Source organism: Streptomyces sp. NBC_01439 (genome assembly GCF_036227605.1).
Taxonomy (GTDB): domain Bacteria; phylum Actinomycetota; class Actinomycetes; order Streptomycetales; family Streptomycetaceae; genus Streptomyces.
The window spans coordinates 8,863,082-8,877,897 of sequence record NZ_CP109487.1; the positions used below are offsets into that span (position 1 = coordinate 8,863,082).

General features: G+C 71.9%; 14 protein-coding genes. 7 read left to right on the forward strand and 7 right to left on the reverse strand.

Features of this window, described 5'->3' with window-relative positions:
* The first annotated feature begins 19 nt into the window (after positions 1–19).
* The 3 genes from nadE (at position 20) to OG207_RS40455 (ending at position 3,022) form a co-directional block, all read left to right on the forward strand.
* On the forward strand, positions 20–850 hold the full coding sequence (gene nadE / locus OG207_RS40445; RefSeq protein WP_329106190.1) for an ammonia-dependent NAD(+) synthetase: 831 nt from the start codon (positions 20–22) through the stop codon (positions 848–850).
* A gap of 109 nt (positions 851–959) precedes the next feature.
* Entirely contained in the window at positions 960–2,204 is a 1,245-nt protein-coding gene (locus OG207_RS40450; RefSeq protein WP_443072842.1) for a PP2C family protein-serine/threonine phosphatase, read from the forward strand.
* Positions 2,205–2,260: 56 nt separating this feature from the next.
* Positions 2,261–3,022 (forward strand): GNAT family N-acetyltransferase, encoded by a 762-nt coding sequence (locus tag OG207_RS40455; protein WP_329106192.1) that lies wholly within the window; start codon positions 2,261–2,263, stop codon positions 3,020–3,022.
* 54 nt (positions 3,023–3,076) lie between these two features.
* Here the strand turns inward: OG207_RS40455 and OG207_RS40460 are convergent, their stop codons facing one another.
* Together OG207_RS40460 and OG207_RS40465 are read right to left on the reverse strand one after the other, a co-directional pair.
* Positions 3,077–3,877 (reverse strand): arylamine N-acetyltransferase family protein, encoded by an 801-nt coding sequence (locus OG207_RS40460; RefSeq protein ID WP_329106194.1) that lies wholly within the window; start codon positions 3,875–3,877, stop codon positions 3,077–3,079.
* Between the two features lie 48 nt (positions 3,878–3,925).
* Complete coding sequence (locus tag OG207_RS40465) at positions 3,926–5,134, reverse strand: MFS transporter (RefSeq protein WP_329106196.1); 1,209 nt, start codon at positions 5,132–5,134, stop codon at positions 3,926–3,928.
* A 144-nt stretch (positions 5,135–5,278) separates the two neighbouring features.
* Here OG207_RS40465 and OG207_RS40470 point away from each other — a divergent pair, with 144 nt between their 5' ends.
* A complete protein-coding gene (locus OG207_RS40470) occupies positions 5,279–6,214 on the forward strand; it encodes a LysR family transcriptional regulator (protein ID WP_329106198.1) in 936 nt (311 codons plus the stop codon).
* A 25-nt stretch (positions 6,215–6,239) separates the two neighbouring features.
* On the opposite strand, the gene OG207_RS40475 is transcribed toward OG207_RS40470, so the two are convergent.
* Together OG207_RS40475 and OG207_RS40480 are read right to left on the reverse strand one after the other, a co-directional pair.
* Positions 6,240–6,752, reverse strand: coding sequence for a hypothetical protein (locus OG207_RS40475; RefSeq protein WP_402695562.1), 513 nt, complete (start codon positions 6,750–6,752; stop codon positions 6,240–6,242).
* 223 nt (positions 6,753–6,975) lie between these two features.
* A complete protein-coding gene (locus tag OG207_RS40480) occupies positions 6,976–7,920 on the reverse strand; it encodes a methionyl-tRNA formyltransferase (protein ID WP_329106200.1) in 945 nt (314 codons plus the stop codon).
* A gap of 252 nt (positions 7,921–8,172) precedes the next feature.
* Here OG207_RS40480 and OG207_RS40485 point away from each other — a divergent pair, with 252 nt between their 5' ends.
* On the forward strand, positions 8,173–9,507 hold the full coding sequence (locus OG207_RS40485; RefSeq protein WP_329106202.1) for a lysine N(6)-hydroxylase/L-ornithine N(5)-oxygenase family protein: 1,335 nt from the start codon (positions 8,173–8,175) through the stop codon (positions 9,505–9,507).
* A gap of 12 nt (positions 9,508–9,519) precedes the next feature.
* A complete protein-coding gene (locus OG207_RS40490; RefSeq protein ID WP_329106204.1) occupies positions 9,520–11,079 on the forward strand; it encodes an amidohydrolase in 1,560 nt (519 codons plus the stop codon).
* Between the two features lie 17 nt (positions 11,080–11,096).
* Here the strand turns inward: OG207_RS40490 and OG207_RS40495 are convergent, their stop codons facing one another.
* Together OG207_RS40495 and OG207_RS40500 are read right to left on the reverse strand one after the other, a co-directional pair.
* The gene (locus tag OG207_RS40495; RefSeq protein WP_329106206.1) at positions 11,097–11,243 is read right to left on the reverse strand and encodes a hypothetical protein; all 147 of its coding nucleotides are present in this window, start codon (positions 11,241–11,243) and stop codon (positions 11,097–11,099) included.
* 73 nt (positions 11,244–11,316) lie between these two features.
* Entirely contained in the window at positions 11,317–12,585 is a 1,269-nt protein-coding gene (locus OG207_RS40500) for a YhgE/Pip domain-containing protein (RefSeq protein ID WP_329106208.1), read from the reverse strand.
* 243 nt (positions 12,586–12,828) lie between these two features.
* Here OG207_RS40500 and OG207_RS40505 point away from each other — a divergent pair, with 243 nt between their 5' ends.
* On the forward strand, positions 12,829–13,329 hold the full coding sequence (locus OG207_RS40505; RefSeq protein ID WP_329106210.1) for a MarR family winged helix-turn-helix transcriptional regulator: 501 nt from the start codon (positions 12,829–12,831) through the stop codon (positions 13,327–13,329).
* 39 nt (positions 13,330–13,368) lie between these two features.
* On the opposite strand, the gene OG207_RS40510 is transcribed toward OG207_RS40505, so the two are convergent.
* A complete protein-coding gene (locus OG207_RS40510) occupies positions 13,369–14,796 on the reverse strand; it encodes a serine/threonine-protein kinase (RefSeq protein WP_443072843.1) in 1,428 nt (475 codons plus the stop codon).
* Positions 14,797–14,816: the final 20 nt, after the last annotated feature.

Here is a 14,816-nt window from a genome sequence, read left to right on the forward strand (position 1 = left end):
GCCCGAGCGAGGAGCAACCGTGACCGACCTGGCGTCCATATCCCTGCAGCAGGAGATCGCGCGCGATCTCCAGGTGAGCGCGTCCTTCGACGTCCGGCAGGAGATCGAGCGCCGAGTGGCCTTCCTCGCCGAGCGGCTGACCTCCACGGGTCTGCGCGCACTGGTCCTGGGCATCAGCGGCGGCGTGGATTCCACGACCGCGGGCCGCCTGTGCCAGCTCGCCGTCGAGCGGGTGCGCGCCGCCGGGCACGAGGCGACGTTCTTCGCGATGCGACTGCCCTACGGGACCCAGGCCGACGAGAAGGACGCGCAGCTGGCGCTGGACTTCATCCGGGCCGACCGGGTCATGACCGTGGACGTGAAGTCCGCGAGCGACGCCGCCCTGGAAGCGGCGCTGGCCGGCGGCACGGTCTTCCGCGACGCGCACCACCAGGACTTCGTGCACGGCAACATCAAGGCCCGGCAGCGCATGATCGCCCAGTACGCGGTGGCGGGCGCGCACGAGGGCCTGGTGGTCGGCACCGACCACGCCGCCGAGGCGGTCTCCGGCTTCTTCACCAAGTTCGGCGACGGTGCGGCCGACGTCGTCCCGCTCACCGGCCTCACCAAGCGCCGGGTGCGCGCCCTCGCGCAGGAGCTCGGCGCGCCCGCCGAGCTGGTGCACAAGACCCCGACCGCGGACCTGGAGACGCTCGACCCGGGCAAGCCCGACGAGGACGCCCTCGGCGTCACCTACGACGACATCGACGACCTCCTCGAGGGCAAGCCCGTCGCGGGGACCGCCTTCGCGGCCATCGTCACCCGCTACCGCCTCACCGAGCACAAGCGACAGCTGCCGATCGCCCCCTGAGCCGCCCCCGCGCCGGCCCGGCACTGAGCCGAACGGCTCAATGCCGGGCCGACGACGGGACCGCCCCGCACGCCCCCACCTATCGTGGAAGCGACCTCATGACCCGGCGGTGGCGCGCGGACAGGTGGATGTGGACGGATCAGGGATCGACTATCACGCGGTCTTCCACGCCCTTCCGGGCGCGGTCGCACTGCTGACCCCTGACCTGGTGTACCTGGACGTCAACGAGTCGTTCGTGGAGACGTCCGGCCGTACCCGCGAGCAGCTCATCGACCGCTACCTCTTCGACGTCTTCCCCGACAACCCCAACGATCCGGCGGCGAACGGCATGCGCAACCTGCGCGCCTCCCTGGAACGGGTCGTGGCCACCGGGGAGCCCGACACCATGGCCGTCCAGCGCTACGACGTCGAGTACCCCGACCGGTCCGGGGTCTGGCACGAGCGCTACTGGAGCCCCGTCAACGTCCCCGTCCTCGCCCCCGACGGCACCGTGGCACTGCTCCTGCACCGCGTGGAAGAAGTCACCGAGCTCATCCGGGCCGGCTCCCGCAACGGCGGTGACCACGCCCAAGTGCTGGAGGCCGAGATCTACACCCGTGGCCGGGAGCTCCAGGAGGTCAACGAACGCCTGCGCCGGGCGCACGCCCACGAGCGCGAGGTGGCCCTCCACCTCCAGGAGGCCCTGCTGCCCGCGCCGCGCCCGCTCGGCCACCACCACGCCGCCGTCCGCTACCGGCCCGCCACCATGGCCCTGAACGTGTGCGGCGACTGGTACGACCTCGTCGACCGGCCCGGTCGCACCGCCGTGTCCGTCGGCGACGTCGTCGGCCACGGACTCGGGGCGGCCGGCGTCATGGGCCAGCTGCGCAGCGCCCTGTCGGCCGCCTCCCACGTCGCCGAGGGCCCGGCCCAGGCCCTGGAGGTCCTCGGCCTGTACGCCCGCTCCGTCGACGGCGCCGAGTCCACCACCGCCGTGTCCGTCTTCATCGACTGGAACAGCCGCACCCTCACCTACAGCAGTGCCGGCCACCCACCGCCCCTGCTCTGCCACCCCGACGGCACGGTCACCTTCCTCGACCGGGCCACCGACCCCCCGCTCGGCGCCCGGCCCGAACACGCCCCCCGTCCCCAGGAACAGCTCGCCTTCGCCGAAGGCTCCACCCTCGTCCTGTACACCGACGGGCTCATCGAACGCCGCCGCGAGGACATCGACGTCGGTCTGGGCAGGCTGGCCGACGCCCTCGTACGGCACCGCACCGCCGAGCCCGACGCCCTCGCGGACGCGCTGCTGGCCGATCTCATTCCCGCCGTCGGCATCACCGACGACACCGCGCTGGTCGTCCTGCGCCTGTGACGGCCGCCCCGGGGAATTCGCAGGCGCCCACGGCCCCGGCTGCATAGGCTCGGCCCATGCCGAGCCCCGCACTCCAGCGCGTCAATGCCTTCCTTTCGGACTTCGCCCGCCGCCAGGCCGCGCGCACGAGGGTCCTTCCCGGAGGGTTCGCCGTGTACGACGACGCGTACGCGCAGTCCTACGCGAACAACCAGCTCGTCATCGACGCGGCCGTCGACCCCGAGGCGCTGCCCGCCCTCGCGGAGGAAGCCCTGGCGCACCTGCCGCACCGGCTGATCTCCGTACTCGACGACGAGACCGGCCGGGCGTGCGCGGGGCCGCTGGTCCGGGCCGGATACACCCACTCCACCTACCTGGTCATGCTGCACACGGGCCCGGTGCCGGACGCCGGACCCGCGCAGGAGGTGGACCTCGACGCACTGCGCGTACCGCTGACCCGCCGCTGGCGGGGGTTCCTCCCGGACGCCGACGACGAGGTCCTGCGCCAGCTCGTCGACCGGCGCGAGGCCCGCCGGCGCGGGGCGGACGTCGTCCGGTTCATCGGTGCCCGTACGGAGGCGGGCGAGGTCGCCTCATGGGCCGACCTCTACGTCGACCGGGCGACCGGCACGGCCCAGATCGAGGACCTGATCACCTCGGAGGCCCACCTCGGTCGCGGCTACGCCGACGCCGTCCTGGCGGGCGCCCTGCGCCTGGCCGCCGCCCACGGCAGCGAGTTCCGCTTCCTGACCGCCGACGCCGCGGATTGGCCGCGCCACTGGTACGAGCGCCGCGGCTTCGCCGTCATAGGCCACTCGCACGGCTTCGAACGCAGCTGACGCCGTGAGCGCCGTCCGCGCCCTCCGTGCCGTGCGCCGTCCGTGCCCGGCCTTTCAGGGGCGGGGGTGCAGGGGGACCGGGACGCGGGGCAGGTCGATGCCGAAGTGCGTGCGGTAGGCCGCCAGGACCTCGGCGTCGTCGGCCAGGGTCCGCTCGGTCCGTTCCCCGTCGGCCGTGACCGTCAGCACGCGGTCGCTGAGGGTGGTCCGGCCGGTCTCCGTCAGCAGCGAGCACACCGGCTTGCGGGTGAAACCGGACGCGGGCGAGGTGCTGTGCCACCACGCACCGGTCACGAAGTCGGACAGGACCCGGGGGCGCGTTTCCAGCCGGTACTGCGGCACGCCGTTCTGAAGGACGTCGAGGTCCCCCTCCGGGCCACCGGCCGCCGCGATCCGGAACACCCCGCCCGGGTCGGTCTGCTCGCCGCGCTCGTCGAAGGCCAGCGGGAAGTGGTTGTGGTCGCCGAAGCCCACGTCCACCAGCCACGGGCGGCCGTCCTCGCACTCCACGCGCAGCGCCAGGTGGTCGTAGGGCACGCCCTGCCCGCCGTCGGCGGAAAGCACCCGGGCCTGCAGCAGCTCCACCCGGTAGCCCAGGGAGTGCAGCAGCAGCGCGAACGCGCCGTTCAGCTCGTAACAGAATCCGCCGCGGCCGCCGTGCAGCAGCTTGTCGAGCAGTGCCGCCCCCTCCAGCACGATCTCCTGTCCCAGGTGGATGGACAGGCTCTCGAAGGGGACGGTCCGCAGGTGCCGCAGGTGCAGGTCGCGCAGGGCAGCCGCACTCGCCGCCCCGGGCCGCTGCGCCCCGATCCGCCGCAGGTACGCGTCAACGCGTGACGCGGGAAGCTCTTCCATCCCGGCAGTCTCGCAACCTGCCTCCGCCCCTGCCATACGCGGATGGACCTAGGTCCATCGGCCAGCCGTTTCACGGGCGGCCGCCGGAAGCAGGAACGGGGTGGTCAGGGCGAGCAGTCCCGCGGCCGCGAGGGCGGTGCGCGGGCCGGTGACGTCGGCGAGCAGGCCGGCGAGCGCCGTGAGGACGGCGACGGACGCTTGCTGGCCGATCGACCAGGCCGAAAGGGTGCGGGCGACGAGATGCGCGGGGGTGTGTTCGAGCCGGTAGGTGGCGAGCACCGGGGTGTACAGACTCATGTTGATGACGATCGCCAGCTGGACCGCCATCACCGTGAGGAGGCCGACGACGCCGGGGCGGACGAAGACCAGGCCGATCAGCCAGACGGCGCGCAGGGTGCCGACGGTCCGGATGACCCGGTCCCGGCCGTGTCGGGCCACGGTACGGCGGGCCAACCGCGACCCGATGAGTCCGCCGATGCAGGGAGCGGCGAAGGCGAGGGCGTACTGCCAGGGCGGGAAGCCGAGCCGGCGCAGCAAGAGCACGGCCAGCAGCGGCTCGGTGGCCATGACCAGGCCGGAGACGAGCACGTGGTTGAGGTAGAGCGCCCGCAGACCGGGATGCCCCATGATGTGCCGCCAGCCGTCCAGCAGCCCGCCGGCCCGGACCGCGCCCTTGCCGGTGGGGTGCGGCGCCCCTTCCCGGCCTCGGACCGCGGTGAGGCACAGCGCCGAGAACAGGTAGCTGAGCGCGTCGGCCACCACCGTGGTGACCGGCCCGAACAGGCCGATCGCCGCCCCGCCCAGTGGCGGCCCGACCGCGAGCGAGCTCCAGTTCGTGGACTCGAAGCGTGCGTTGGCCACGAGCAGGTCGTCCGGCGGGACGAGGGCCTTGAGGTAGGCGCCGCCGGCCGCGCTGAAAGCGATCTTGGCCGCCGCGACCACGGCCGAGACCACGAGCAGCTGGACGAAACCCAGCCATCCGAAGAAGTAGGCGACCGGGACCGTCGCCATGACCGCGAACCGCGTCAGGTCCATCGCGATCATGACCGGACGCTTGTGCCGGAACTCCACCCACGGCGCGAGCGGCACCGCGATCAGCGCGCCCACCGCGGGCCCCACCGCGGACAGCGCGGATACCTCGGCGGGACCGGCGTGCAACGCCAGCACGGCGATCAGCGGCAATGCGCCGAACCCCAGCCCGGACCCGTAGGCGCTCACCGCATACGCCGTCCACAGCCAGCCGAACCGCCGGCCCAACCGTCTCCTGCCCACCCTGCGCAGCGCTCCCACCCGAACAAACCGACGTTGACCGGGAGAGCTAACCGAGCAGCGCAGCAGCAGGTCAAACAACTGCACGGCCCCCTGCCCACAACCATCCGTTGTTCACTAAGGTGGATCGACGTGGACCTCGAAGCAGTACGCACCTTCGTCGCCGTTGCGGAAGCGGGCCAGTTCCAGAAGGCCGCTGTCGACCTGTCGATCACCCAGCAGGCCGTCTCCAAACGCATCGCCGCACTGGAGCGCAGCCTCGGCGTGCGGCTGTTCACCCGCGCACCCCGTGGCGCGGAGCCCACCATCGACGGTCAGGCGTTCCTGCCCCATGCGCGCGAGCTGCTGCGCGTTGCCGAGCGCGCGGTCACGTCCGTGCGCCCCGACCGCCGTCCGCTACGCGTCGACGTGATCGCTTCGCGCGGCGCGCAGGCGGGCCTGATGCGGGGCTTCCACCGCGCGTACCCGGAGGTCGACCTCGACGTGGTGATGCTGTTCGAGATCGAGACGGCCCTCGCCGCGATCCGGTCCGGTGCGATCGACGCGTCGTTCCGCGCCGTCGCCGCTCCCGGCCGGCCCCTTCCCGAGGACATCGAGTCCGTCCGGGTGCTCGACGAGCCGCTCCAGCTGCTCACCGGCCCCGCCCATGCGTTGGCCGGCGCCCGGTCGGTGACCGTCGCCCAGCTCGCCGGGCACCGGATCTGGATGCCCGGCATCGTCCCCGGCACCGAATGGGGCGCCTACTACGACGACCTCGTCGCCGAGTTCGGCCTCACCATCGAGGCGACCGGCCCCAACTTCGGCTCCGACGCGCTCCTGGACACCATCGCCGACACCCCGGCCCTGGCCACCTTCATGGGCGAGCACACCCGCCTCATCTGGCCCGCCGACCACGGCCTGCGCCGCATCCCGGTGACCGACCCGACGCCCGTCTACCCGCACTCGTTCCTGTGGCACCGCGACAACCCCCACCCGGCCCTGGTCACCCTCCGCGCCCATCTGGCCGCCACGGCGGCCGGCCGTGCCGCCGCCGGGACCTGGGCGCCGGGCTGGGTGATCCCGCGCTGAACGGCCCCCGCCCGCGCGCCGATCCTCAGGGGAGTGCGCTGGTCACGCCGTCGACGATCACCATCCACATGGGCTGGGCGCCCGTGCCGAACGCCGAGGCCAGGGCGTAGCCGATCGCCGCGTCCGCCGGCCGGACCTCGCGGTCCTCCCGCCATTCGGCGATGACCGTCTCGTCGCCGTCCGAGGAGAAGTCGCCCAGGTGCACGCCGTCGCGGGTCAGGCGGCTGCTGGGGACGGAGTCCGGGACCAGGCGGTACTCCGCCCCGTCGTACGTGACGTCCACCCGGTAGGAGTGCCTGGTCAGGCGGCCCTTGGCCGGCAGCAGCCCGACCACCGCGCCGTCGACCCGCAGGGTGAGGTGTGCCGGGTCGCGGGTGCCGATGGCGATCTGCGGGTCGGCTTCGGTCGCCGGGTCGCGCTCCAGGCTCACGCGGGGGATCGCCGCGCCGTCGACCTCGAGGCGGTCCTGGCCGTCCTGGCGGACGGTGATCGCGCCGAAGCGGGTGTCCTCGATGGGGGCTCGGTCTGTTTCGTTCACGGGTGTGCGTCGCTTCGGTGTGTGGGGTGTCGCATGTGCGGTGAACCGATGGATGGCATAAGGGAGTTTCCGTATCACCATACCGGTATTGATCATGATGCGGGCCGGGGCGGATCGATCGCGCCGACACCGTGGCGACGGGTTCCGAGCGATCGACGGCCGAGCGTGTCTAGCACTACGTCCCCCTCGCGAGGAGGGGGACGGAGCGGATCGACGTCGAGGATCAGCGGCTCGTCAGGTAGCCGCCCATGGTCGTGAAGTAGTCGGCTGCGGGCATCTCTTCGCCCTCCTCGGTCCGGACCCGGGTGATGGCGAGGCCGTGGTTGCGGCCGGTGCGGGCGTCGGCTCCGGCCACGATCACGACGCCTTCGCCCTCGCGGTAGAACACGCGGCCGGGCGTGCCCCCGTAGCGGCCCTCGGAGACGACGGCGGCCAGTACCTCCAGACGCTTGCCGCGGTGGAAGGTGAACGCTGCCGGATAGGGGGTCGACTGGGCGCGGACGAGGCGCTCGAGGTCCTCGGCCGGCCAGTTCCAGTCGATGCGGATGTCCTCGGCCGACCGCTTGTGGAAGAAGCTGGCCTGCGACCGGTCCTGGCGGGTGAAGTCGGTCTCACCGGCCGCGATCCGGCCCAGGGCGCCCACGGTGACCGGCGCGATCAGGTCGACCGTCTTGTGGAACAGGTCGGTGGCGGTGTCCGTCGGGCCGACCGGTACGGCGCGCTGAACCACGATGTCGCCCGCGTCGAGCTCGTCGTTCATCAGGTGGGCGGTGACGCCCACTTCGGGCTCGTTGTTGATCAGCGCCCAGATCAGTGGTGAGAAGCCGGCGTACTTCGGCAGCAGGGAGTCGTGCACGTTGAGGGTGCCGTGGCGGGGCAGGTTGAAGATGCGCGGGGGGATCCACGTGCGCCAGTTGTTCGCCACGATGATGTCCGGTTCCGCCTCCCTCAGCCGGGTGAACAGCTCCTCGTCGTCGGGGCGGTTGCGGATGAGCACCGGGACACCGTGGGCGTCGGCGAGGTCGGCGACCGAGTCGCTCCAGATCTTCTCGTACGCGTGCTCGCTCTTCGGGTGCGTCACGACCAGAACGACATCGTGTTCGGACTCCAGCAGAGCCTGCAGGGTGCGGTGCCCCCACGTCTGATAGCCGAACATGACGACCCGCATGGGGTTCCTCCTTGGAGCGGCGACAGATTTCAGAACGAGTAAAGCAAGCCTTACCTAACTGTGCAACATCCCCTATTTTGAAGAGAGTTCAGCTCGAGGTTGATGGAGGCTCGATCTGATTTGCCCATCGACAGCACCACATTGTCAGGTTAGCCTTCCCTAAGTTCTCCTCGGGCTCTGCTCCTTCGGCGTGCCCTGCCCCGGTTCCCCCCATGCATGGCAATCGGCTGCCCCCGCACGATTGGGAGTGACATGTCACAGGATCTGTCCGATGATGCGCCACTGATCCACGACCTCATCGGCATCGGCTTCGGCCCCTCGAACGTGGCCATGGCGATCGCGCTCAGCGAACACAACGCCGGCGTCGGACCGCAGGAAGCGGTCACCGCCCACTTCTTCGAGCAGCAGCCCTGCTTCGGCTGGCACCGCGGCATGCTCATCGACGACGCCACGATGCAGGTGTCCTTCCTCAAGGACCTGGTGACACTGCGCAATCCGGCGAGCGAGTACAGCTTCCTCTGCTACCTCCAGAGCAGGGGCCGCCTGATCGACTTCGTCAACCACAAGAGCCTGTTCCCCCTGCGCGTGGAGTTCCACGACTACTTCGAGTGGGCCGCGGCCAAGGTCGACGACATGGTCTCCTACGGGTCCGAGGTCGTCGCCGTACGTCCCGTCCTGCGCGACGGGGCGATCGAGTACGTGGACGTGACCGCCCGCTCCGGCTCCGAACTCGTGGTCCACCGGGCGCGCAACCTGGTGATCGGCACCGGCCTGCGGCCGCAGATGCCGGAGGGCGTGGACCGCACCGAGCGGATCTGGCACACCTCGGAACTGCTCACGCGGGTCGCCGCGTTGGGAGGCGCGGATCCCACCCGGTTCGTCGTCGTCGGCGCCGGCCAGAGCGCCGCCGAGAACGTGGCCTTCCTGCACCGCACCTTCCCCCGGGCCGAGGTGTGCGCCGTCTTCTCCCGCTACGGCTACAGCCCCGCCGACGACAGCGGATTCGCCAACCGGATCTTCGACCCTGCGGCGGTCGACGAGTACTTCACCGCCCCCGAGGAGATCAAGCGCAAGCTGATCGAGTACCACGCCAACACCAACTACTCCGTGGTGGACATCGACCTCATCGACGACCTCTACCGGCAGGAGTACCAGGAGAAGGTCCTCGGCACCGAACGGCTGCGCTTCCTGAAGGTGTCACGGCTCGCGGAGGTCACCGAGACCCCCGACCACGTGCGCGTCACCGTCGAGTCGCTGGTCACGGGGGAGAAGGAGGCCCTGGCAGCCGACGCACTGGTCTACGCGACCGGATACCGCTCGGCGGACGGCCTCGGACTGCTCGGGGACGTCGAGAGGTACTGCCGGCGCGACGGCCTCGGCCGGGTCCGCGTGGCGCGCGACTACCGTGTCGAGAGCGAGTCCGAACTGCGCTGCGGCATCTACCTCCAGGGAGGAACGGAGCACACGCACGGCATCACGTCCTCCCTGCTGTCGAACACCGCCGTCAGGGTCGGCGAGATCCTCCAGTCCATCGTCGCCCACGGCCGCGTACCGGTACCGGCCTCCCGTACGGCGCCCACCCCCTGAGGACCAGCACCCATGCTCTGCACCAGGCTGACGAACGCCACCTTCCTCACCATGGACCCCGACCACCCCGTCGCCCACGACCTGGGCATCTGGCACGGCCGGATCGTCGGCCTGGACGGGGCCGTCACCTCGCTGCCCGCCCGTGAGGTCGTCGACCTCCAGGGCGCCACCGTGCTGCCCGGATTCATCGACTCACACGTGCACCTGGCCTGGACCGGACTCAAGGCGACCACCCCCAGCGTGGCACCCTGCGAACGCGTCGAGGACGTGCTCGCCGTCGTCGCGCAGGCGGTCGCCCGGAAGCCGCACGGTGCCTGGGTGGACATCGGGGGCTACGACCAGCGGCCCCTCGGCCGCCACCTCACCGCCGCCGAGCTGGACAAGGTCAGCGACGGCCGCAAGGTGTTCATGCTGCACGACTCGGGACACGGCTGCGTCGTCAACACCACCGTCCTCGACCTGCTCCCCGGCCAACTCGCCCACGGCGAGGGCTTCCTCGCCGAGAGCGCCATGACCACCGCCCGCCGGCTGCGCCTGCCCTACGCGCAGGAGGAGATCGCCGACGCCATCGAGCACGCCGGCCGCACCTGCCTCGCCGAAGGCGTCACCGCCTGCGCCGAGGCGGGCATCGGCGGCGGCCTGCTCGGCCACAGCCCGGTCGAGCTCGGCGCCTACCAACTCCTGCGCGACCAGGGGCGGCTGCCGCTGCGGGTCCAGCTCATGGCGGCCGCCGACACCCTGCGGCCCGTGGCCGCACACGGCGCGGACGGGATCCCCCGCGCGCTCTCCCTCGGCCTGCGCACCGGTTTCGGCGACGACTGGCTCTCCCTCGGCGCGCTCAAGGTCTACACCGACGGCGGCATGATGGCGCGCACCGCCGCACTCACCCGCCCCTACGAAGGGAGCGACCGCGCGGGGGAGTTCCAGGACGACCCCGAGCGGATCGCCGACACCATCGTCGACGGTCACCTGGCCGGCTGGCAGCTCGCCGTGCACGCCATCGGGGACCGCGCCGCCGACCTGGCCCTGGACGCCATCGAACGCGCCCAGCGGCTGCGCCCCCGCCCCACCGCCCGGCACCGCATCGAACACGCCGGCCTGATCCGGCCCGACCAACTGCCGCGCTTCGCCCGCCTCGGCGTGAGCGCGGTGGTCCAGCCGCACTTCCTGCGCTCCTTCGGCGACGACTACGCGGCCGTGCTCGGCCCGGACCGGGCTCCCTGGATGTACCGGGGTCGGGGCTTCCTGGACCACGGGGTCACCCTGGTGGGCAGCTCCGACCGCCCCGTCACCGACGGATCACCGCTGCGAGCCATTCAGTTCATGGTGGAACGGGCCTCCGCCTCGGGGGCCCTCATCGGCCCGGACGAGGGCATCACCGTGGACGAGGCCCTGCACGCCTACACCGTGGCGGGCGCCCACGCCTCCCACTGGGACGACAGCGCGGGCACCCTCGCCCCGGGTCGGCGCGCGGACCTGGCCGTACTGGGCGACGACCCGAGGCGGGTCGAGCCCTCGCGGATCGGAGCCATCGAGGTCGTCGCCACGTACGTCGACGGCCGGCCCGCCTGAAAGGGGTGCGCCGTCCCTCACCGTCGCCCGCGCAGGCGGTTCAGTAGCCGTCCGGCCTGCGCGCGCTTGCGGGGGTCGGCGGCGGCCCGCCGGACCGACGCGACCGCCCGCTGCCCCTGCGGGCCGCGCGCGAACTGCTTGATTCGGGTCAACAACGCCGACATGTCGCCTCCTCGGGGTTCTCACGACCTCGTGTACCCCGGGGCGGGACGGACATGTGCACGGCAAGCTGGCGGCTCAGGCGGGCTGCGGCGTGAGCCGCTTGAGGCCCTTGCGGTCGTAGTAGGCGGTCATGGCGAAACCGAACAGCAGGGCCAGCACCGTGCCGACCACGATCATGATCCAGGAGCGGGTGAGCCCCGCGTCGCCGCGGGCGTCGAAGTAGAGGATCGCGCGCACGCCGTCGCTGAGCTGACGCATCGGTTCGAAGTGGGAGAGGAAACGGTAGAAGCCGGGGACCGCTTGCAGCGGGACGGTCGCACCCGACGACGGCAGACCCAACACGATGAACACGAACATCGACACGAGCTGGCCGATCCCGCCGAACGCGGCGTTGATGGCCTGCACGCCCAGGCCGACGGCGAGGGCCGCACAGTAGGAGTAGATCCACAGGAGCGGCAGGTGGGACGCGTCCATCCCCAGGATGCCGACGCAGGCCAGCATCACCAGGGAAACGCTGATCAGCGTGATGCCCGCGGTCATCAGCATCTTGAGGAGCAGCGTCTGGGTCCGGTCGATCGGCACCGTCGGGCGGCGGGTGTGCCAGGGGCCGATCTCGTTGTCGGCGTAGCCGAGGGCGGTGTCGACGCCGTTGCTGATGACGTTGCCGCCCATGAACCCGGCCAGCACCAGCAGCAGGGTGTAGTAGAACGCCGTCAGACCGAGGCCGCTGTGCGCGCCGATCGGGTAGCCGACCCGTGTGACGACGCCGACCGGGTCGGCCAGCAGCAGCTTCGCGGTGGCGCTCGCCCGGCCGCCGGCCGCAGCCGTGAGCTGTTCGCCGACGGTGCCCGACGCGCGGTGGGCGGCTTGCGTCGTGATCTGACTCGCCAACGAGGACCCGAGGCTGCCCTTGCCGGGGTTGGTGAGCACCGTGATGGTCGGCCGCTTCGTGGCGCCGGACGTGGGGAGCGCAGTGACGGACTCCGTGAAGCCGGCCGGGACCACCAGCGCGCCGTAGACCTGGCCGGAGTCGAGCTGGTCCTGGGCCTGGGCGAGGCTCAGTTCCCGCCAGTCCGCCTTGCGGCCCGCGGGGTCCGAGGCGATGGCGGCGGTGATCTGGGTGCCCAGGTTCTGCCGCTGCCCCGGCGGCGGCTGGCCCGTGTCCTCGTTGACCAGGGCGATGGGCAGGTCGCGCAGTTCCGCGTTGGGATTGACGATGCCGCCCATGTAGAGCAGCGACAGCAGCAGGGCGAGCAGTCCCGTCAGGATCGTGGGGACCAACCACAGCTGGGGGCGGCGCACCAGGGCCGCAGCAGTGGCTTCGGGGGCGACGGTCGGGGACATCGGTCTCCGTAGCTTCCCGGCGGGCCGGGATCGAGGGGCGGTGGCAGTATCGGGGCCGCACGGCATCCCCAGGATGGTCTCCGCACCCGGGAAGGCCGCCGTACCCCTCGCGCTCCGGCGGCGAACCCGCGTACGGGACCACCGGAACGGCCCACCCGGGGTTCGGTTACCGGGTCCGGCGGAAGCCGGCGTCCGCGTGTGCCAGCACGGGGACGGCGCCCGGGGGTGTGTAGCGTCGGGATCATGAAACCTGTGACCGGTACGACCACCACCGACCAGGCGCCGGCCGATCCGGCCGCCACCGACGACGTGCTGGCCACCCAGCCCATCGGCTACTGGAGCGGCCTGGTCCACACGGCGGTCACCCGCCAGTTGCGGGACGCCATGGCCAGGATCGACGTGACCCAGCCGCAGTACTGGGTGCTCAACCGGGTGAACAGCGGACTTCCCGCGCCCAGCCGCGAGGAAGTGGTCGCCCAGTTGACCCCTCTCGCGGAAGGACCGCACGAGATCGCCCGCGTCGTGGACCAGCTGCTCCACCGCGGCTGGCTCGCGACCGACGACAGACGGCTCCTGCACCTCACCGAGGCCGGGGAGGGCGCCCGGGCGCGACTGCGGCAGCTGGTGACCGAGCAGCGCGCCGTGGTGCACCAGGGCATCGGGGACGAGGAGTACGTGGCCGCCCTCAAGGTGCTGCGCAGGATGGTCGCCAACGTCGAGGCGGCCGGGACGGGGGCCGCTTGACGGCCCCGAACGCCCCCGCCGGCCGGGCCCGTGCGGGGTTCAGCTGGTGCAGGTGATCGAGAAGGGGACCGGGTCGGAGGTGAAGGGGGCGGGGCTCTGGAGTTCCACGGCCATGCCGGTCGTGAGGGTGCCGGTCCTCGCGTAGGTCGTCAGGCTCACGGTGTCGCGTCCCGTCGGGTTGGCCTTGTCCCCGATCGACAGGGTGCGCCAGTGCGGATCCACCACCGAGCCGTCGCCGGACACCCAGCGGTAGGAGATCAGCGTCGGCTCGGACGCGGTGAAGGTCGCGGTGAACGACGGGGCCCGGCCATCGGGGATCGGGCACCTGCCGGTGTAGGCCGTGTTCGCGCCCGCCACCGACACGCGTACGCCCGGACCGGACGCGGTGTTCCAGCCGTTGACGGTGAGCGCGTAGGCGATCCCGCCGCCGATCAGCACGCAGGCGGCCGTGCCGGCCGTGACGAAGGCCGCCGTACGTCGCTTGCGGCGCGGGGCGGCGACCGCCGAGCCCTCGGCGGTCGCCCCGGCCGCGGCGGCTTCCGCCAGGGTCGGCAGGACGCGGGACGCGGCCGGGGTGGCGTCCGGATCGTGTGCGATGCCCCGTAGGGCTTCGAAGGCTTCGGCGGCAGGGGTCCGCTCGGCGGGCTCCTTGCGGAGCAGCCCGGCGATCACCGGGGTGAGCGGGCCGGCGCGCGTCGGTACCGGCGGTTCTTCCTCCACGACGGACCGCAGGGTGTTCAGCGCGCTGTCCTGCCGGAACGGGGAGATCCCCTCGACGGCTGCGTACAGCATCACACCGAGGGACCACAGGTCCGACTCGGGGCCCGAGGAGCGGCCCAGTGCGCGCTCCGGCGGCAGGTACTCGGGGGAGCCGACCACCTCGCCGGTCATCGTGAGATGGGTGCTGCCCTCGACCATCGCGATGCCGAAGTCGCTGAGCACCACCCGTCCGTCGTCGGCGATCAGTACGTTCGCCGGCTTGACGTCCCGGTGCTCCACCCCGACGGCATGGGCGGCACGCAGCGCGCCCAAGACCTCCGCGCCGATGTGCGCGGCGTACCGGGGGGAGAGCGCCCCCTCCTCCCGCAGCAGATCGGCCAGTGACTGCCCGCGGACCAGCTCCATCACGATCCACGGTCGGCCGTCCTCCATGACCACGTCGTGGACCGTGACCACGTTGCGGTCGGGTATCCGGGCCGCCGCCCACGCCTCCCGCTGCAGGCGGCCGTACATGCGGGCGATGTCATCGCCCCCCAGGCCCGCCGGGGCCCGCACCTCCTTGACGGCGACCTCCCGGTGCAGGGTTTCGTCCAGGGCCCGCCACACGGTGCCCATGCCGCCTTCGCCCAGCCTGGACAACAGCCGGTAGCGGCCCGCGATCAGCGGTTCCCCGCCCACCGGACCCGCTGCCGGGGTGGTGGCCGCGAGCGCGGCCTCCGTCACGGTCTCGGTTTCCTCGTTGTACATGGGGTGGTTCTCCTCTTATC